Origin of the sequence: Pseudomonas sp. R38(2017), from assembly GCF_002112395.1 — a bacterium.
Classification (GTDB): Bacteria; Pseudomonadota; Gammaproteobacteria; order Pseudomonadales; family Pseudomonadaceae; genus Aquipseudomonas.
In genome coordinates, this window is sequence record NZ_NEHN01000009.1 from 178152 (window position 1) to 195439 (window position 17288).

The 17288-nt window shown below is 61.2% G+C and carries 19 protein-coding genes; 9 read left to right on the forward strand and 10 right to left on the reverse strand.

Annotated elements, in window-relative coordinates; all coding sequences use genetic code 11:
• The first annotated feature begins 13 nt into the window (after positions 1-13).
• Complete coding sequence (locus CAF87_RS22655) at positions 14-415, forward strand: hypothetical protein (protein WP_085733146.1); 402 nt, start codon at positions 14-16, stop codon at positions 413-415.
• Here CAF87_RS22655 and ligD read toward each other — a convergent pair whose 3' ends face one another.
• Both ligD and CAF87_RS22665 read right to left on the reverse strand, forming a co-directional pair.
• On the reverse strand, positions 416-2953 hold the full coding sequence (ligD, locus tag CAF87_RS22660) for a DNA ligase D (RefSeq protein ID WP_085733147.1): 2538 nt from the start codon (positions 2951-2953) through the stop codon (positions 416-418).
• Between the two features lie 121 nt (positions 2954-3074).
• Positions 3075-3818: a tellurite resistance TerB family protein gene (locus CAF87_RS22665; RefSeq protein ID WP_085733148.1), complete on the reverse strand. Its 744-nt coding sequence runs from the start codon at positions 3816-3818 to the stop codon at positions 3075-3077.
• Positions 3819-4076: 258 nt separating this feature from the next.
• Between CAF87_RS22665 and pcsA the strand changes: the two genes are divergently transcribed.
• Positions 4077-4799 carry a phosphatidylcholine synthase gene (gene pcsA / locus CAF87_RS22670; protein WP_085733149.1) on the forward strand — a complete coding sequence of 241 codons (723 nt, stop codon included), beginning with the start codon at positions 4077-4079 and terminating at the stop codon, positions 4797-4799.
• A 45-nt stretch (positions 4800-4844) separates the two neighbouring features.
• Here the strand turns inward: pcsA and CAF87_RS22675 are convergent, their stop codons facing one another.
• Both CAF87_RS22675 and CAF87_RS22680 read right to left on the reverse strand, forming a co-directional pair.
• Positions 4845-5657 carry a class I SAM-dependent methyltransferase gene (locus CAF87_RS22675; RefSeq protein ID WP_085733150.1) on the reverse strand — a complete coding sequence of 271 codons (813 nt, stop codon included), beginning with the start codon at positions 5655-5657 and terminating at the stop codon, positions 4845-4847.
• 33 nt (positions 5658-5690) lie between these two features.
• Positions 5691-5963 (reverse strand): DUF4242 domain-containing protein, encoded by a 273-nt coding sequence (locus CAF87_RS22680; protein WP_085708685.1) that lies wholly within the window; start codon positions 5961-5963, stop codon positions 5691-5693.
• A 228-nt stretch (positions 5964-6191) separates the two neighbouring features.
• On the opposite strand from CAF87_RS22680, the gene CAF87_RS22685 reads away from it, so the two are divergent.
• On the forward strand, positions 6192-6653 hold the full coding sequence (locus CAF87_RS22685; protein WP_085733151.1) for a GNAT family N-acetyltransferase: 462 nt from the start codon (positions 6192-6194) through the stop codon (positions 6651-6653).
• Positions 6654-6671: 18 nt separating this feature from the next.
• Here the strand turns inward: CAF87_RS22685 and CAF87_RS22690 are convergent, their stop codons facing one another.
• The 3 genes from CAF87_RS22690 to CAF87_RS22700 all read right to left on the reverse strand — a co-directional run bounded on the left by CAF87_RS22690 (position 6672) and on the right by CAF87_RS22700 (position 8553).
• Complete coding sequence (locus CAF87_RS22690) at positions 6672-7886, reverse strand: cytochrome c biogenesis protein DipZ (RefSeq protein WP_085733152.1); 1215 nt, start codon at positions 7884-7886, stop codon at positions 6672-6674.
• 77 nt (positions 7887-7963) lie between these two features.
• The gene (locus CAF87_RS22695; protein ID WP_085733153.1) at positions 7964-8260 is read right to left on the reverse strand and encodes a hypothetical protein; all 297 of its coding nucleotides are present in this window, start codon (positions 8258-8260) and stop codon (positions 7964-7966) included.
• A 32-nt stretch (positions 8261-8292) separates the two neighbouring features.
• Positions 8293-8553 carry a DUF2790 domain-containing protein gene (locus CAF87_RS22700; RefSeq protein ID WP_085708689.1) on the reverse strand — a complete coding sequence of 87 codons (261 nt, stop codon included), beginning with the start codon at positions 8551-8553 and terminating at the stop codon, positions 8293-8295.
• Between the two features lie 307 nt (positions 8554-8860).
• Here CAF87_RS22700 and CAF87_RS22705 point away from each other — a divergent pair, with 307 nt between their 5' ends.
• Together CAF87_RS22705 and CAF87_RS22710 are read left to right on the forward strand one after the other, a co-directional pair.
• Complete coding sequence (locus CAF87_RS22705; RefSeq protein WP_085708690.1) at positions 8861-9601, forward strand: response regulator; 741 nt, start codon at positions 8861-8863, stop codon at positions 9599-9601.
• Entirely contained in the window at positions 9598-10905 is a 1308-nt protein-coding gene (locus CAF87_RS22710; RefSeq protein ID WP_085733154.1) for an ATP-binding protein, read from the forward strand. Before CAF87_RS22705 ends, CAF87_RS22710 begins: the two co-directional genes overlap by 4 nt.
• A gap of 55 nt (positions 10906-10960) precedes the next feature.
• On the opposite strand, the gene CAF87_RS22715 is transcribed toward CAF87_RS22710, so the two are convergent.
• Positions 10961-11710 carry a DUF2063 domain-containing protein gene (locus CAF87_RS22715; protein WP_085733155.1) on the reverse strand — a complete coding sequence of 250 codons (750 nt, stop codon included), beginning with the start codon at positions 11708-11710 and terminating at the stop codon, positions 10961-10963.
• Entirely contained in the window at positions 11703-12542 is an 840-nt protein-coding gene (locus CAF87_RS22720; RefSeq protein ID WP_085733261.1) for a DUF692 domain-containing protein, read from the reverse strand. Before CAF87_RS22720 ends, CAF87_RS22715 begins: the two co-directional genes overlap by 8 nt.
• A 298-nt stretch (positions 12543-12840) precedes the next feature.
• On the opposite strand from CAF87_RS22720, the gene CAF87_RS22725 reads away from it, so the two are divergent.
• Both CAF87_RS22725 and CAF87_RS22730 read left to right on the forward strand, forming a co-directional pair.
• A complete protein-coding gene (locus tag CAF87_RS22725; protein ID WP_085733156.1) occupies positions 12841-13887 on the forward strand; it encodes a class I SAM-dependent methyltransferase in 1047 nt (348 codons plus the stop codon).
• Between the two features lie 80 nt (positions 13888-13967).
• On the forward strand, positions 13968-14816 hold the full coding sequence (locus CAF87_RS22730; RefSeq protein WP_085733157.1) for an NAD-dependent protein deacetylase: 849 nt from the start codon (positions 13968-13970) through the stop codon (positions 14814-14816).
• On the opposite strand, the gene CAF87_RS22735 is transcribed toward CAF87_RS22730, so the two are convergent.
• The gene (locus CAF87_RS22735) at positions 14800-15678 is read right to left on the reverse strand and encodes a LysR family transcriptional regulator (protein WP_085733158.1); all 879 of its coding nucleotides are present in this window, start codon (positions 15676-15678) and stop codon (positions 14800-14802) included. The genes CAF87_RS22730 and CAF87_RS22735 overlap by 17 nt on opposite strands.
• 221 nt (positions 15679-15899) lie before the next feature.
• Here CAF87_RS22735 and CAF87_RS22740 point away from each other — a divergent pair, with 221 nt between their 5' ends.
• Together CAF87_RS22740 and CAF87_RS22745 are read left to right on the forward strand one after the other, a co-directional pair.
• Complete coding sequence (locus CAF87_RS22740) at positions 15900-16598, forward strand: CoA transferase subunit A (protein ID WP_085698663.1); 699 nt, start codon at positions 15900-15902, stop codon at positions 16596-16598.
• 24 nt (positions 16599-16622) lie between these two features.
• Entirely contained in the window at positions 16623-17288 is a 666-nt protein-coding gene (locus CAF87_RS22745; protein ID WP_011333516.1) for a CoA transferase subunit B, read from the forward strand.

A 17288-nucleotide genomic window follows, 5' to 3' on the forward strand; every position in this document is an offset into this window, starting at 1 on the left:
TATGATGGAGGCCATGACGATTTCCGCTCCGATCCGCTCCCCTTGCCCTCCCGGTGTCTGCGACTGCGGGCGCGATCCGTTGCTGGAAAATCCTGGTGCAGATATACGCATCCTGTTGCTGACCCGGCAGGAGGAAAAACGCCTGCTGGATCGCCTGGAAAACCTGCAAAGCCTGGCCGATCTCGAACGCCTGCAAGGCCGGATGTTCGAGCAGCTAGGTATTCGCGTGGAAATCGCCCCCGGTGACAACGTGGTCAAAACCATGCTCGGGATCGATATCAGGATCGACGAACTGCCGGGCCTCTGCCGCAAGACAAAACAATCGATTCCGGCTGCCATCCGCCGTGGTCTGAAAAAACATCCGGAAGTCGCCTATCAATTGCTCAACGCCCACGACTTGCTGCGTGACACCTGATCATTTTTTCATGCCGACCCGTTTGCGCATCTCGGCCGTGATGCTCTGCCGGGTTTTCTTCATGTCCGCCCAAGGCTCGTCGCCGACCTCCGCCAGCCGTTCGTGGACGTTATGAATACTCCACTGATTGGCGCCTTTGATCGTCTTCACTTCATCGATAAACAGCGGCACCGACACCGGCAACCCTTCGCGAGTGCGCGCCGCGTAGGCGCAAATGGTGGTGGCACCGAGGCCGTTGCGCAGGTAATCGATAAAGATCCTCCCCACCCGGTTCTTCGGCCCGGACACCGCTGAAAAACGTTCCGGCAACAACTTGGCCATGTGGCTGACGATGGCATGGCTGAAATCCTTGACCTCATCCCAGCCGTGCTTGCGGATCAGCGGCACCACCAGATGAATGCCCTTGCCTCCGCTGGTCTTGATGAACGCCCGCAAACCCAACTCGTCCAGAACAGTGAGCGTCAGTTCGGTGGCCTCGACCATGCTTTTCCAGGGCAGCGCGGGGTCCGGATCAAGGTCGAGGACAAAGCGGTCGGGCTTCTCCAGATCCACCGTAGTGGCATTCCAGGTGTGCAGCTCGACGGTGCTCATCTGCACCGCACCGATCAGCGCTTCAGCGTTGTTGATCAGCATCACCGGTTGCCCGGTAACGTCCTTGTCCAGCGTGCGGATGCCGGGGATCGCCAGGTGTTCGGCGTTTTTCTGGAAGAACAGCTCGCCGGCAATGCCGTCCGGCGCCCGCACCAGCGCCACCGGGCGATCCTTGAGTTGCGGCAGGATCCACTCGGTGACACTGGCGTAATACTCGGCCAATTGCATCTTGGTGGTACCGCTGCTGGCGTCGATCACACGGTCGGGATGAGTGATGCGCACCTTGCCGTCGGCCAGGCCGGATTGGGACGGCGCGGTAGCTTGAGTCTTTGACGTCTTCATGGGTTTGGCGCGCTCCTCGGTGATGTCCTTGGCCGGTTTGTCGTCGCGCAGGCCATGGAAAACGGCGTGGCGCACCGAGCCATCCTGAGTCATCTCGGCAAACGCGACCTCCGCCAACAGGCTCGGTTTCAGCCAGTGCACGCCTTTGACCTCGAAACCACTCGGCGGGTTGGCCACAACCGGCTTCTTCGCCCGCAAGGGTTTCAACTGCGCGAGCAGGCTTTTCAACGTGGCCTCATTGAAGCCGGTGCCCACCTTGCCGGCATAACGCAATTCACCGCTGTCGCGATCGTGCAAACCCAGTAGCAACGCGCCGAACGCGCTGCGCGAACCCTTCGGATCGGTGTAGCCGACGATCACGAACTCCTGGCGATGCTTGCACTTGAGCTTGATCCAGTCGCTGCTGCGCCTCGACACGTAGGGCGAGCCGAGACGCTTGCCGATCAGGCCTTCCATCTGCATCTGGCAGGCGCTGTTGAGCAATGCCTCCGGGGTTTCGTCGAACGCTTCGGAGAAGCGCAACAGCGGATGCTTGTGTGCCTTCAACACCGTGGCCAGTGCCGCTCGCCGCTCCTCGACCGGCACCTCGCGAAGATCGACGCCGTTGAGGTAAGGCAGGTCGAACAAGTAATAAATGATATTGGCGCTGCGGCCGGATTCGAAGGCGTTCTGCAGCGCCTGAAAATCTGGCACGCCGGCTTCGTTGGCAACGACCACTTCACCGTCAAGCCATGCAGACTCCAACCCCAAGGCTGCAAGTGCCCGGGCCTGCTCCGGCAGTTTGTGTGTCCAGTCATGACCGTTACGGGTGAACAACTGCACGTCGTCATGATCGATGCGCGCCATGATCCGGTAACCGTCGAACTTGATCTCGTAGCTCCAGTCTCCCTCTGGCGCACTGTCCACCAGGGTGGCCAGTTGCGGTTTCAACTGCGCGGGAATCCGGGCCTTGTGTGCGCCAACAAGCTTTCCTGAGGCCGGCTTGCGCGTTGCCTTTTTGAGCGGTTTGACTTGTCTGGCATCAAGTTTGGGTTTGTCGACCAAGGTACGCTCGCTGAGCACGCTGTCCGGCTCGGCGACCAGCACGTCGTAATCGCTTTGCGGCCGGGCGGCGTTGTCCTGATGCTTGATCAGGAACCATTGCTCCTGCTTGCCCGGCATGTGGGTGCGCACCAGATTCCATATCCCCCCGAGCTTCTCGCCTTGCAGCTCGAACTTGAGCTTGCCCTTGGCGTAGGCCTTCTGCGGGTCTTCCAGCGGAATCCACACACCGCGATCCCAAACGATCACATCTCCCGCACCGTAATGCCCCTCCGGAATATTGCCCTCGAAGGTCGCGTAATCCAGCGGGTGGTCTTCGACATGCACCGCCAGGCGCTTGACCTTCGGATCCAGTGACGGGCCCTTGGGCACCGCCCAGCTTTTGAGCGCTCCGTCGAGTTCCAGGCGAAAGTCGTAGTGCAGGTGCGACGCGTCGTGCTTCTGGATGCAGAACTGTAACGCGTGATCGGCGTCAGCCTTCTTGCCTCGCCGCTTGACCGCCGCCGGTTCCGAGGTCGCCGAGAAATCGCGCTTGCGGTTGTAGTCGTCGAGGTTCCTGCTCATGGCGGCTCCGGCTGCAGTCTGGTGCTGTTATGCAGAAGAGCGACGCCTGCGCAGAAAAATTCAATCGACGTAAAAAAGCCCCTGACGGATGGAACGTCCGGGGCCCGGGTGTTGAGGTATTTCAGGCGGTGCCTTTGGCCTGTTGCTCCAGATGCACCTGCAATTCGGGATCGATCTGCAGTGCCGCCGCCAGTTCATCCAGGTAATTGCGCTCGGCGTCCTGCTGGTCGTCCACCAGCATCACACTGGCGATATACATTTCGGCGGCCACCGCCGGATCGTTGTTGGCGGCTTGCGCGACTTCGCTGGCATCGAGGGGTTTGGCGACTTCGGCGTCGAGCCATTGCTGCAGGTTCGGGTCGTCGGTGTGGCGGCCGATTTCGCTGCTGATCAGGTGTTTCTCCGAATCGTCGATTCGCCCGTCAGCCTTGGCCGCGGCGATCAGCGCGCGCAGCACCGCGTGACTGTGTTCTTCAACTTGCGGGCCGGCCAGCAGGTCTGCGGTCTGCGGCGTTTGTTGCGGCGCCGCCGACGCCTGACTACGCTGCCAGGCCTGATACGCCTGGAACGCCATCATGCCCAGCGAGGCCAGTGCCGCGTAGTTGGTGCCGCCGGAGCGACTCTGCGTACCGCCGCCCAATGCCCCGCCACCCAGTCCTCCACCACCCAGCAACCCACCAAGCAGTCCTCCAAGGCCTCCCAGTCCTCCGGCAGGCGAACTGCCACCGCTGGTACCGCCGCCACCCAGCAGGCCACCCAGCAAACCGCCGAGCCCACCCAGGCCATCGCCAGCCGAAGCGCCACGTTGTTGTCCCGCCGAGGCCTGGCCCCGCAGCAGTTGTTCAAGCAGATCACTGGTGTTCATGACGTCGTCCTCAGGCAAAGGCGTAACAGCGTCAGGCAACGATAGACCTCCGCACGCGTTGCGCCAGCACCGTTTGGCCGACGCTGCTGCAGGGAAGCGACTTCGGCGTCGAAAAATTTTCCGGGCCAGCTAAGATCATCAAGGGTGAACCTTATCCCGGCCCGACCGGTCGATAGCTGCAAACCCGAACCGGTTGGCTGCCACCCTTGTCAATCAAGCGTGATACCCGGCTTGCTTCACTTTCTGGAGAACGCCCCTGTGATATCGACCGTCCACATTGCCAGGCTCAAGGCCTGGGGCGCCCATGGTTTCACCGCGACTGGCGTGGTCACTGCGTTTCTGGCCACCCTCGCCCTTTTGGAAAACCAGCCGACCCACTGCCTGATGTGGCTGGGCGTGGCGCTGATCGTCGACGGCCTCGATGGCGCGCTGGCGCGCAAGGTCAACGTGCAGTCGGTACTGCCGAGTTTCGACGGATCGATCCTCGATCTGGTGATCGATTACCTGACCTATGTGTTCATTCCGGCACTGTTTATCTATCGCTACATTCCCCTGCCCGACTACACGCTGTTGCTGACAGTGTCGCTGATTCTGGTGTCATCGCTGTTCTGCTTCTGCAACGTCAACATGAAGAGCAAGGACAACTACTTCGTCGGTTTCCCCGCCGCGTGGAACGTGGTCGCGCTGTGCCTTTACATCATCGCCCCGGGGCCGTGGATCACTTTCCTGACCGTGATCGGCCTGGCGTTGCTGACCATCACCCGAATGAAATTCCTGCACCCCTTCCGCGTGCGCCGGTTCATGCCGATCAACATCGCGGTGACGGCGATCTGGCTGTTGTGCAGCCTGTCGCTGGTGCTCAACCACCCGGTCATCAACCCGCTGGTGATGGGTTTGTGGTTGTTGGCGTCGGCGTATTTCCTCGGCATCTGCATCTGGCGCACGGCGCTGGAGTGGTTTGATGCGTCACACTTGAAATAGAAATCCCGTGGGAGCGAGCAGGTTCGCTCCCACATGGGTTTGCGCTCAGCGTTTAGTAATCACCACCTCCAGATACTCGCTCGGCACCACCATCGATTCCGGTCCTGCCCGGTTCAGCCCGTCGATCAATTGCGTCAGATCCTCTGCCAGCGCCTGCCCGCTCTCTGGCGGCAGCGCCGCGAACGCCTTGTGCACCGGCCCGTACCAGTGGCGGAAGATGTCGATGAAGTGTGCCGCCGAGCGATAACGGAAATTGAAGTGGCGGCGAGTCACTTGCATCAGGAACTGACGCTCATCGAAGTGCGAATGCAGCCAGGCTTCCGCGCCCCAGTTCGACGGTGGTTGCGCACCGGCCGGCGGTGGCAGATGGCGACCGAGGGTCTTGAACATCTGGCCGACGAAGCCTTCCGGGGTCCAGTTGGCCAGACCGATCCGCCCGCCACGGCGACAGACCCGGGCCAGTTCCTGCGCAGCCTTGGTCTGATCCGGGGCGAACATCACCCCGAAGGTCGACAGCACGGCATCAAAACTGGCGTCGGCAAACGGCAGCGCTTCGGCATCGGCCACCTGAAAGGTCACGTCCAGATGTTCGGCCCGCGCCCGATCCTGGCCACGCTCCAGCAACGCCGCGACATAATCGGTGGACAACACCCGACAACCCCGACGCGCCGCCGCCAGCGTGGCATTGCCATTGCCGGCGGCGACGTCCAGCACTTCTTCATCGCAGCGTAAATCGCAGGCTTCGGCGAGGTTCTCACCGACGATCTGCAAGGTGGTACCGATCACGGCATAGTCGCCGCTGGCCCACGCGACTTTCTGGCGTTCCTTGAGGGCATTGAGATCGATGGGAGTGCTCATCAACAGGTGCTCCAAGACAGGCTGGACCGGGCGTCACTCGGCGGTGGTCGGGTCGATGACACTCATCACCCGGGACACGCTGTTGGCCGGGAATCCACCCAGCCGCGCATGCTCGCGCACCAGCTCTTCATCAGGGGCGATGTACACGCAGTAGATCTTGTCGGCGGTGACGTAACTCTGCAGCCACTGCACCTGCGGCCCGAGTTCACGCAACACCTGACAGGACGTTTGCGATACCGCCTTGAGTTCTTGCTCCGACAGGTTTCCGGCCCCTGGAATCTCGCGTTCGATCACGAATTTCGGCATGGCAACCTCGCTTTCTTTTTATCAGTGACAGGGCGGATACAGCCCTGCTCTTTCACTATCGTCCCGAGACTGTGCGGCGTCCTTGCCAATCGTCTGGAGAGCCCCGTAAACCATGACTTCGCCGATGAGTGGCGGGATTTTGTAAAGTGCTCGAAACACTGTCCGGGGTTGCCAATGCGCGGGGGGATCGGCTTTCATGCAGACCCGCCTCGTGAACGGAATCCGAACATGTCATTGCGCCTCGTATGGCTCGCCGAACACATGCAGCACAGCAACACCTATGCCGAGTGGATCCATCGCCAGTTTCATTACGAATACGCTGATCAGCCGCTGACCGATTGGCAACGGGAGTTTGCCGAAGGGCAAACCAATGGTGACTGGCGCTGCCTGATTGCACTGGACGGCGAGCAGTTGCTCGGTGGCGCGGCACTGGCGCGTGCAGATCTTGCGCAACGTCCCGATCTGGGACCCTGGCTGGCGTGTGTACTGGTCAGTCCGGAATCTCGCGGGCAGGGTCTGGCAGAAAAACTGATCGAAGGCATTGCCGGGGAAGCCAGGAAACAAGGCCTGCCGCGCTTCTACCTGCATACGCAGAACAAGCAGGATTACTACGCCAAGCGCGGCTGGACAGTAATGGAACGTTTTCAAGCCTGGGACAACGAACAATGGCTCATGGTGCGCGACCTGTGAGCCATTGATGTTCACGGTTCAGGCTGCAGGTGCCTTGGCCTCTTTCAGCAACTGCTGAATCATCTGTTCCTGCGCCTCATAACGACCCTCGCCAAAGTGGGTGTAACGCACCTGCCCCTTGGCATCGATCAGGTAGTGCGCCGGCCAGTACTGGTTGTCGAAGTTGCGCCAGATCGCGTAGTTGTTGTCGATGGCCACCGGGTAGGTGATGCCGAGTTTCTTCACCTGATCCTTGACGTTGTCGATGATCCGCTCGTAACCGTATTCCGGGGTGTGGACGCCAATCACCACGAGGCCGTCCTTGCCGTACTTCTTCTCCCACGCTTTCACGTAAGGCAGCGTGTGCTGGCAGTTGATGCAGTCGTAGGTCCAGAAGTCCACCAGCACCACTTTGCCGCGCAGGGATTCGGCCTTCAGCTCCGGTGAATTCAGCCATTGCACCGCGCCCGCCAGCGACGGCATCGCGCCTTTACTCTGCTCGTCCGAAGTCGAATCCGCCCGCACTTTGCTGATGAAGTAATCGATCACTTTCGGCGCGTTTTCCAACACGTTTTTCTCGACACTGGCGACGCCCTCGGACGATGTGCCGGCCAGCAGGGTGCGATCGGCACCGGTGGAAATCACGACCGCCGCCGCCAGCACGGCGACACCTGCGCCACGACGGAACCAGCCCGTGAACGGGATCGACGGTTTCAGCCGGTTGACCAGGCCGCGACCGGCGAAAATCAGCGTCCCCAGCGACAGCGCACTGCCCGCGCCGTAGGCCAGCAGCAACAGGCTGGTCTGAGCGCTGGCGCCTTGCAGCATGGCGCCGGTGAGGATCACGCCGAGAATCGGCCCGGCGCACGGTGCCCATAGCAGACCGGTGGCCACGCCGATCATCACCGACCCCATGGGGCCAGCCTTCTTGCGAGTGTCCGGATCCAGGCGATTGCCGAGCAACACGAACGGCCGCGCCAGCCAGTCACCGATGCGTGCGGAAATCAGCGACAGCGCAAACAGCACCATCACGATCAGCGCGATGTGTCGGCCGGTGTTGTTGGCCTGGATCACCCACTCGCTGCTGACCACCGCGAGGCTGGAGATCAGGGCGAAGGTCAGGGCCATACCGCCGAGGGTCAACAGGATCGAAGAGCGGGTGCGGTCGGCGCCGGCAAACAGAAACGGCACCACGGGCAAGATGCAGGGGCTGAGGACAGTCAACAGACCGCCCAGGAACGCGATAAGGAACATGAGGTTCACCTCTTGAAGGATGGGCGGTCTGCCGATAAAAGAGGTGCCTGCCGTTCACCGGCAGACACGCACGGGATTCAGGCGTTCTGGTTGTCCAGCCATTGACTTTGCGGGGTCCGGCTGGCGCCGTTTTCGGCGACCATCTGGCCTTGCGGCGTATGGCTGGAGCCGTCCGCTGCGACCATCTGCCCTTGCGGCGTGTGGCTGGCGCCGTCGGCGGCGATCAAGGCATCGCTGCCCTGTTTGGCTAGCGGGCTCAGTTGAAAGCAGGTGCTGCCGGCGCAGCTGCTCTGCTCGACGGCGCTGTTGGCGTGAGCCGCGACACCGGCAAAAGAGAAGGCAATGGCGGTCAAGAAACGCGATACGTTGTTCATGGCAATCTTCCTTTAAATCAGTGGGTGGCGGATCAGTTCTGGTTGTCGCAGCCGTCGGCGAATTTGCTGTAGTCGAGCACGCGGGTCTGACCGGCCGAATCGAGGTAGGTCATGCGGGCGTCGACGATGCCGCAGGTCATCGATTTGTCTTCTTTCATCGAGATCACTTTCTGGATATCCAGATGTGTGCCATAGGTGTAGGTTTGCGGGGCAACGGCTTCGGCACGGGCCGACAGGGTGCAGATGTTCAGGGCGGCAAACAGGCAAGCGGCGATTACGGATTTGTTGGTCATGGCGTTTTCCTCAGGGCTTCAATGGGTAGATCGGTTGATTGGGCCGAGGCGCTGTGGTGTGCCTCGATGGAGCTCATTTAAAGCTCGCGAGGTATCCCGTCTGTGTCGGAAAACGGCCGGTATAAATCGCTGCGTATCTCGCCCGCCGGGGGATACACAGCGATACAAAACCCTAAAAAAATCGTGATTTTGCGTCCACATGTATCCGTCGTTGCGGCAGATACACTGCAATACAAAGGCAGGCAGGCGAGCCCGCGCGGGCTCTATAGACTGCGAGACATTCCCCACTTGATAGAGGTTTGGCTCCATGGATCATGTCGATCACATTCTCATCGTCGATGACGACCGCGAGATTCGCGAACTGGTTGGCAATTACCTGAAAAAGAACGGCCTGCGCACCACCGTGGTCGCCGATGGCCGACAAATGCGCAGTTTTCTGGAAGCCAACACCGTCGACCTGATCGTGCTCGACATCATGATGCCCGGCGATGACGGCCTGCTGCTGTGCCGCGAACTGCGCGCCGGCAAACACAAGGCCACGCCGGTCCTGATGCTCACCGCCCGCAACGACGAAACCGACCGCATCATCGGCCTGGAAATGGGCGCCGACGATTACCTGACCAAGCCCTTTGCCGCCCGTGAACTGCTGGCGCGGATCAACGCCGTGCTGCGCCGCACGCGGATGCTGCCGCCCAATCTGGTGGTGACTGAAAGCGGTCGCTTGCTGGCCTTCGGTCGCTGGCAGCTCGATACCTCGGCCCGGCATCTGCTGGACACCGACGGAACCATGGTTGCCTTGAGCGGCGCGGAGTACCGCTTGCTGCGAGTGTTTCTCGATCATCCGCAGCGGGTGTTGAGCCGCGATCAGTTGCTCAACCTGACCCAGGGTCGCGACGCCGATCTGTTCGACCGCTCCATCGACCTGCTGGTCAGTCGTCTGCGCCAGCGCCTGCTCGACGACGCCCGCGAACCGGCCTACATCAAGACCGTGCGCAGCGAGGGTTACGTGTTCTCGCTGCCGGTGGAAATCCTCGGAGCTCCGGCATGAAGGTTGCGTTGCACTGGCCGCGCACCCTTGCCTCGCGGTTGTCGCTGATTTTTCTGATCGGCCTGATCCTGGCTCAAGCCCTGTCGTTCGGCGCGCAGTATTACGAGCGCTACGAAAGCGCGAAAAACACCATGCTCGGCAACCTGGAAACCGACGTCTCGACCTCGATTGCGATTCTCGACCGCTTGCCGGCCGAAGAGCGCCCGATGTGGCTTGATCGCCTGGCCCGCAAAAACTACGGCTACCTGCTCAGCGAAGGCGAACCGGGCACGCCGATCGGTCCGGGCGAGGTGCCGATTGCTGTGACCTCGATCACCGACGCCATCGGCGAAGCCTACCCGCTGACCTTCACCGACATTCCTGGGCCGAAAAAGCACTTTCAGGGCCATTTGCGCCTGAGCGATGGCAGCCCGGTGACCATCGACGTTCGACCTTCGATGGTGCCGCTGTCGCCGTGGCTGCCGGTGGTGCTGCTCGGGCAACTGGCGCTGATGATTGCCTGCACCTGGCTGGCGGTACGCATCGCCATCCGTCCCCTTACCCGATTGGCCAACGCGGTGGAAACCCTTGATCCCAACGCCCATCCGATCAATCTGGACGAACAAGGTCCGAACGAAGTGGCGTACGCCGCCCGTGCGTTCAACACCATGCAGGCGCGGATCGCCGCGTACCTGAAGGAACGCATGCAGTTGCTGGCAGCGATTTCCCACGACCTGCAAACCCCGATCACCCGAATGAAACTGCGCGCGGAGTTCATGGACGACTCGGCGGAGAAGGACAAACTGTGGAACGACCTCGGTGAGATGGAGCATCTGGTGCGTGAAGGCGTGGCCTATGCGCGCAGCATTCACGGTTCGACCGAAGAAAGCCGACGCACCAACCTCGACTCGTTTCTCGACAGCCTGGTGTTCGACTATCAGGACATGGGCAAAGAGGTGCAATTGAGCGGCAAGAGTGAGGCTGTGATCGACACCCGCCCCCACGCCCTGCGCCGGGTGCTGGTCAACCTGACCGACAACGCGTTGAAATTCGCCGGTGCTGCCGAACTGTACGTCGAGCGCAAACACACAGAACTGTCGATCAAAGTCATGGATCGAGGCCCTGGCATTGCCGAAGAAGAGCTGGCGCAGGTGATGGAGCCGTTCTACCGCGTGGAGAACTCGCGCAACCGCAGCACGGGAGGCACCGGGCTGGGGCTGGCGATTGCGCAGCAACTGGCGATGGCGCTGGGTGGCTCGCTGAACCTGAGCAACCGTGACGGTGGCGGGTTGTGTGCGGAGCTGAAGTTGCCGCTACAGGCCTGAAACAAACAAAAAGACCCGGGGAGCTATATTGCCCCCCGGGTCTTTTTTTGTGCGATCAGTTAAGTCCGATCACACCGTCTTCATGCATCTGCCGCAACAACGCCAAACCACTGTCCATGAACGATGCTGTTCCTGGTAAACCCGCCTCCATCGCCAGCCCTTCCAGTTGCGCCCGACCGTTCAGCGCAGGAAATTCGCCAATCCTCTGCAACAACCGCCACGCCAACGGACTCAGCTCGGAGAATTTCACACTGAAATCCACCGCGCGCCGCACCAGCAACAACGTTGGCTGGGCCGGTGGCGCAGACGGCTGATATTCAGGACTGAGCATTTGTACCGGCCACGCATACGCCAGCGGCCAGGCCAGCGCCGAAACCTGCAATGGCTGCTCCAGCAAAAGCGCGGGATCACTTGCCGGTAGCGGCTGGATGTCGGACTGCTGCAACACCATCTCCACCCACTCGTAATGCGCCAGCTCCACCAGAAACGCCGGCCACTCGCCCGAGCTCAACACTACAGGTTCCGAAGCGAGGTAACCGACGAACTCCTCCGCGATTTCACCGAATTTGGGCGTTTGCGCCCGGTAGTCCCGCAGGAAGCCGCGAATCAGCAGGCGCCAACGCTCCTGGCCGATGATCCGGATCAGCACCGGAAAGGTCCCGCCCAGCAGTTGCGAGACATTGTTGAACACCAGATCGCGATAGACATTGACCCGCGCCGCGTTCATGTCGGCCGGTGGCGTCTGGTTCTCGGGATCGCGCAGGTAGCGCGTCAGGGCCCGTTGTTGCTGCTCAAGGTTATCCACGCTGGCCTCCCTGATGCTGCAAGCGGCGAATGGTCTGCAATTCCGCCACCAACTCGGAGAACGCCGGGAAGTTGAAGTCGCGTTCGAGCAAGGTCGGCTGGGCGCCAAAGCGTGCATAGGCGTCCGCCAGCAGCGACCAGACCACAGGTTTCACCGACGCGCCGTGGGTGTCGATTTTCAGCGTGTCGGACTCGTCGAAATGCCCCGCCACGTGCATCCCGACCACCCGACCCGGCTCGATACCGGCCAGAAATGTCTGCGGGTCGAAACTATGGTTGATCGAATTGACGTAGACGTTATTCACGTCCAGCAGCAGGTCGCAATCGGCCTCGCGCAGTACGGCGTTGGTGAAGGCTACCTCGTCCATGTCCTGCCGGGGAGCGGCGTAATAGGAAACGTTTTCCACTGCCAGGCGCCGGCCGAGGATGTCCTGGGCCTGACGGATCCGCGCGGCAACGTGGTGCACGGCCTCTTCGGTGAACGGTAACGGTAGCAGATCATAGAGATGACCGTCGTCGCTGCAATAGCTCAAGTGCTCGCTGTACAGCGGCACGTTGTAATGATCGAGAAACACCCGGACTTCCCGAAGGAAGTCGACGTCCAGCGGTGCCGACCCGCCGAGCGACAACGACAAGCCATGGCAAGACAACGGATAACGCTCGGCCAGTTCGCGCAGCGCGGCACCGTGGGCACCGCCGACGCCGATCCAGTTTTCCGGGGCGACTTCAAGAAAGTCGAAATCGCCGGTGCAGGCGGCTTGAAGATCCTTCATCAAGCCGCGACGCAGGCCGAGCCCGACGCTGGCCTGCAAGGTGGGGTGGGGAATATGCATGGGCAAGACCTCTGCAAAAGAGCCGCCGACAGTGGCGGCCGAGAGGTCCAGTGAATGCGCACGCTGTATCACGGCTGTGTTCATCCGCCCCGGCATTTGCGGTGCTGTGTATCCCCAAGCCCTCCTGATACACGCAAATACATAGAGTCGCCCAACACCGACTAGACTCAATCAGTACCCAGTCGAGGGGGACGCAGGACAGCAGTGTCGCCCTGCCCGTTTCCACGACCACCGCCCGGTGGCGAATGCCTCGACCCCCATCACCACCGGACTGTGATCCTTGACAGGAGCACATGACATGGACGAGGCCAGACTCAACGAATTCATGGGCAAACTGGTCAACGACATGGGCGGCGCGGCGATGCTGGCCAATGTCATCGTCGGCGAAGAACTTGGCTTGTATAAGGCCATGGCCGACAGCCAGCCGATCTCCCCGGAAACCCTCGCCGAAAAAACCGCCTGCAACTCCCGGCTGGTCCGCGAATGGCTCAGCGCCCACGCGGCCTCCGGCTACATGGAACACCTGGACGGCAAATTCCGCCTGCCGGAAGAACAGGCCATGGCCCTGGCCAAGGAAGATTCGCCGGTCTACGTCGCTGGCGGGCTCGGCGTAGTGGCGTCGTTTTTCCACGACAAGGACAAACTGGTCAAAGCCATGCGCGGCAATGGCGCCTTGCCCTGGGGCGATCACCATCCGTGCATGTTCACCGGCACTGAACGGTTCTTCCGCCCCGGCTACAAAGGGCATCTGATCGCCGAATGGCTGCCGGCGCTGGAGGGCGTTGTGGCTAAACTGGAAGACGGCGCCAAGGTCGCCGATGTCGGCTGCGGTCATGGCGCCTCCACGGTGATCATGGCCCAGGCCTATCCCAACTCGCGTTTCGTCGGTTTCGACTATCACGCGCCATCGGTGAGTGTCGCCACCCAGCGAGCCGAAGAAGGCGGCGTCAGCAGCCGGGCGCGTTTTTTCCAGGGCACAGCAAAAAGCTTTCCCGGCGACGACTACGACCTGATCTGCTACTTCGATTGCCTGCACGACATGGGCGACCCGGTCGGCGCGGCGCGGCATGCCTACGATTGCCTGAAGGACGACGGCACCGTGCTGTTGGTCGAACCCTTTGCCAACGACACGCTGGACGACAACATCAACCCGGTCGGGCGACTTTTCTATGCAGCATCGACGTTCATCTGCACGCCGAACTCACTGTCCCAGGAAGTGGGCCTGGGGCTCGGTGCGCAGGCCGGCGAGATGCGTTTGCGCAAAGTGTTCAGCGAAGCCGGATTCAAGCAGTTCCGGCGGGCGACGCAGACGCCGTTCAACCTGATTCTGGAAGCACGCAAGTAAACGTCTGTACCGGGCGCCTCCATAAGAGGCGCCCGGCAGTGCTAACCTGCAAGGCACTTACAGCCTGCGGAGCGCTGACCATGCTTGACCGCCCCCTCCACGAACATCTCGACTACCTGCAACAGGCCATGGCCGACGGCGATTTCGTGGTACTGACCGGGGCCGGTATCAGCACGCCGTCGGGCATCCCGGACTACCGCGACACCAACGGCGTGCGCCGGGGCCGGCAGCCGATGATGTATCAGGAGTTTCTGTCGGCACCCGAATCACGCCGCCGATACTGGGCCCGGGCGATGCTCGGCTGGCCCCGTGTGCGTCAGGCGCAACCGAACGCGGCTCATGAAGCGCTGGCCAGCCTGCAAAGCCATGGCCGGATCAGCGGATTGATCACCCAGAATGTCGATACCCTGCACGATCAGGCCGGCAGTCACGATGTCATCGAACTACACGGCAGCCTGCATCGAGTGTTGTGCCTGGATTGTGGCCAGCGCAGCGAGCGGGATTCGATTCAGCAATTGATGGAAATGCAGAATCCGTATCTGGCGGGTGTCGATGCCATGCAGGCGCCGGACGGCGACACCCTGCTCGACCCGGCCTTCGAGGCACGCTTCCAGGTGCCGCACTGTCCACATTGCGAAGGCGAGCGGATGAAACCGGACGTGGTGTTTTTTGGTGAGAACGTGGCGCAGCCGACAGCGGCACGGGCCATGGCGGCAGCGGAGAATGCTGCCGGGATGCTGGTGGTCGGGTCGTCGTTGATGGCGTATTCGGCGTTTCGCCTGTGCCGGGTGATTGCGGATCGAGGCAAGCCGCTGATTGCGATCAATCTGGGGAAGACCCGGGCGGATGAGTTGCTGGATTTGAAGATCGAGGCGTCTTGCGAACAGCTATTGCCGCTACTGACACAACGCCTCAATGCTCAGCCTTAAGGATGTCGAACAACGCCTGCGCCGCCGCCGACAGTTCATTCCCGGAATCAGTCAATACGCCAATCGCCCGCTCCACCACTGGCTCATGCAACGTCAGACACCGTGCCCCCAACTCGCGCATCTGCTCGGCACACAACGCCGGCACCGCACTGACGCCCAGGCCACTGGCAACCATCCGCCCGACGGTCGCCAGTTGATGGCTTTCAAATTCCACCGGCAGTTTCATGCCCCGGGCCTGCAAGTGTTCCTCAAGCATCACCCGCACCGTGGACGGGCGTTGCAGGGTGATGAACGGCTCCCGCAACAAGGTCTGCCAGTCGATGTCCGTACGCTGGGCCAGCGGTGAATCCTGTGGCACCACTGCGACGAAGCGATCCCTATATAGCGGTGTGAAGGTCAGCGACGTGTTCTGCATCGGCTCGAACGCCACGCCAAGTTCGACCTGACGATCGCGGACCATTTCCAGCACTTGCTCGTTGATCACGTCGTTGACCGTCACGTTTACGTTCGGATAGCGCGCGCGGAAGGTCTTGAGGATCGGTGGTAGCAGGTTGCCGGCAAACGATGGCATCGCCGCCAGTGTCACTCGCCCCCGTTGCAGGCTGAAGCGCTGGCGCATTTCGTCTTCGGCGTTGTCCCAATCAGCGATCAGGCGCCGGGCCAGCGGCAGCAGCGATTCGCCTTCCGGGGTCAGCGCCACGTTGCGCGTATTGCGACTGAACAGGCGCCCCCCCAAGCCCTCCTCCAGCGCCTTGATGGTCAGGCTCAGCGCCGATTGCGACAGGTGCAGGCGTTCGCAAGCCACGGCGAAACTCAGGCTTTGGGCCACAGCAAGAAAGGCGCGGATCTGCTTGATGGTCATGGTCGTGTCGCTCCAACGGCTAAGCTGTACATCCACCCGCCGACGATGGCGAGCATTTCTTGATCGCTCCCACGCTCCTGCGTGGGAACAGAGAACCAAGTCCATTGTTGAGCTTTATCAATCAATCAACCTTAAAAATCAACTTAACAAATATATTCACCAGCGCGACACTCCAGTCATTCGGCTAGCCAGCCGCCCGACAAACAATAAAAGAGGTGCATATGGCAGGTTTCGACAAGCGCGTGTATTCCTACGAGGAAGCCATGGCAGGTCTTGAAGACGGCATGACCGTGATCGCCGGCGGCTTCGGCCTGTGCGGCATCCCGGAAAACCTGATCGCCGAGATCAAGCGCAAAGGCACCCGCGACCTCACCGTCGTTTCCAACAACTGCGGCGTTGATGGATTCGGCCTCGGCGTACTGCTGACCGATCGCCAGATCCGCAAGGTGGTCGCCTCCTACGTCGGCGAAAACAAACTGTTCGAAGAGCAACTGCTCAAAGGCGACATCGAAGTCGTCCTGACCCCGCAAGGCACTCTCGCCGAAAAAATGCGCGCAGGCGGCGCCGGCATCCCGGCGTTCTTCACCGCTACTGGCGTCGGCACTCCGGTTGCCGAAGGCAAGGAAGTGCGTGAATTCCACGGTCGCAAATACCTGATGGAAGAGTCCATCACCGGCGACTTCGCCATCGTCAAAGGCTGGAAGGCCGACCACTTCGGCAACGTCATCTACCGCCACACCGCCCAGAACTTCAACCCGCTGGCCGCCACCGCCGGCAAGATCACCGTGGTCGAAGTCGAAGAAATCGTCGAACCCGGCGAGCTGGATCCGGCACACATCCACACGCCCGGCATCTACGTCGACCGGGTCATTTGCGGCACGTTCGAAAAACGCATCGAACAACGCACCATCCGCAAATAATCCAGGCTGACGGAGAACAAGAACATGGCACTTACCCGCGAACAAATGGCTCAACGCGTCGCCCGCGAAATGCAGGACGGCTACTACGTGAACCTCGGCATCGGCATTCCGACCCTGGTCGCCAACTACATCCCCGAAGGCATGGAAGTCATGCTGCAATCGGAAAACGGCCTGCTCGGCATGGGCCCTTTCCCGACTGAAGACACCATCGACGCCGACATGATCAACGCCGGCAAACAGACCGTGACCGCCCGTATCGGCGCTTCGATCTTCAACTCTGCCGAGTCCTTCGCGATGATCCGTGGCGGTCACGTCGACCTGACCGTGCTGGGCGCCTTCGAAGTCGACGTACAGGGCAACATCGCCTCGTGGATGATCCCCGGCAAACTGGTCAAGGGCATGGGCGGTGCGATGGACCTGGTGGCCGGCGCCGACAACATCATCGTGATCATGACCCACGCGTCCAAGGACGGTGAGTCCAAGTTGCTGAGCCAGTGCAGCCTGCCGCTGACCGGCGCCGGTTGCATCAAGCGTGTGCTGACTGACCTGGCGTACCTGGAAATCGAAAATGGCGCTTTTGTCCTCAAGGAACGCGCACCTGGCGTCAGCGTCGAGGAAATCGTCGCCAAAACCGCTGGTAAACTGATCGTCCCGGATCACGTACCGGAAATGCAGTTCGCTGCCGAGTGA

Bases quoted from the DNA above. Each gene is read 5' to 3' on its own strand.
- CAF87_RS22655 (WP_085733146.1), top strand. From the start codon at position 14: ATGACGATTTCCGCTCCGATCCGCTCCCCTTGCCCTCCCGGTGTCTGC.
- ligD (WP_085733147.1), bottom strand. From the start codon at position 2,953: ATGAGCAGGAACCTCGACGACTACAACCGCAAGCGCGATTTCTCGGCG.
- CAF87_RS22665 (WP_085733148.1), bottom strand. From the start codon at position 3,818: ATGAACACCAGTGATCTGCTTGAACAACTGCTGCGGGGCCAGGCCTCG.
- CAF87_RS22675 (WP_085733150.1), bottom strand. From the start codon at position 5,657: ATGAGCACTCCCATCGATCTCAATGCCCTCAAGGAACGCCAGAAAGTC.
- CAF87_RS22680 (WP_085708685.1), bottom strand. From the start codon at position 5,963: ATGCCGAAATTCGTGATCGAACGCGAGATTCCAGGGGCCGGAAACCTG.
- CAF87_RS22685 (WP_085733151.1), top strand. From the start codon at position 6,192: ATGTCATTGCGCCTCGTATGGCTCGCCGAACACATGCAGCACAGCAAC.
- CAF87_RS22690 (WP_085733152.1), bottom strand. From the start codon at position 7,886: ATGTTCCTTATCGCGTTCCTGGGCGGTCTGTTGACTGTCCTCAGCCCC.
- CAF87_RS22695 (WP_085733153.1), bottom strand. From the start codon at position 8,260: ATGAACAACGTATCGCGTTTCTTGACCGCCATTGCCTTCTCTTTTGCC.
- CAF87_RS22700 (WP_085708689.1), bottom strand. From the start codon at position 8,553: ATGACCAACAAATCCGTAATCGCCGCTTGCCTGTTTGCCGCCCTGAAC.
- CAF87_RS22705 (WP_085708690.1), top strand. From the start codon at position 8,861: ATGGATCATGTCGATCACATTCTCATCGTCGATGACGACCGCGAGATT.
- CAF87_RS22710 (WP_085733154.1), top strand. From the start codon at position 9,598: ATGAAGGTTGCGTTGCACTGGCCGCGCACCCTTGCCTCGCGGTTGTCG.
- CAF87_RS22720 (WP_085733261.1), bottom strand. From the start codon at position 12,542: ATGCATATTCCCCACCCCACCTTGCAGGCCAGCGTCGGGCTCGGCCTG.
- CAF87_RS22725 (WP_085733156.1), top strand. From the start codon at position 12,841: ATGGACGAGGCCAGACTCAACGAATTCATGGGCAAACTGGTCAACGAC.
- CAF87_RS22730 (WP_085733157.1), top strand. From the start codon at position 13,968: ATGCTTGACCGCCCCCTCCACGAACATCTCGACTACCTGCAACAGGCC.
- CAF87_RS22735 (WP_085733158.1), bottom strand. From the start codon at position 15,678: ATGACCATCAAGCAGATCCGCGCCTTTCTTGCTGTGGCCCAAAGCCTG.
- CAF87_RS22740 (WP_085698663.1), top strand. From the start codon at position 15,900: ATGGCAGGTTTCGACAAGCGCGTGTATTCCTACGAGGAAGCCATGGCA.
- CAF87_RS22745 (WP_011333516.1), top strand. From the start codon at position 16,623: ATGGCACTTACCCGCGAACAAATGGCTCAACGCGTCGCCCGCGAAATG.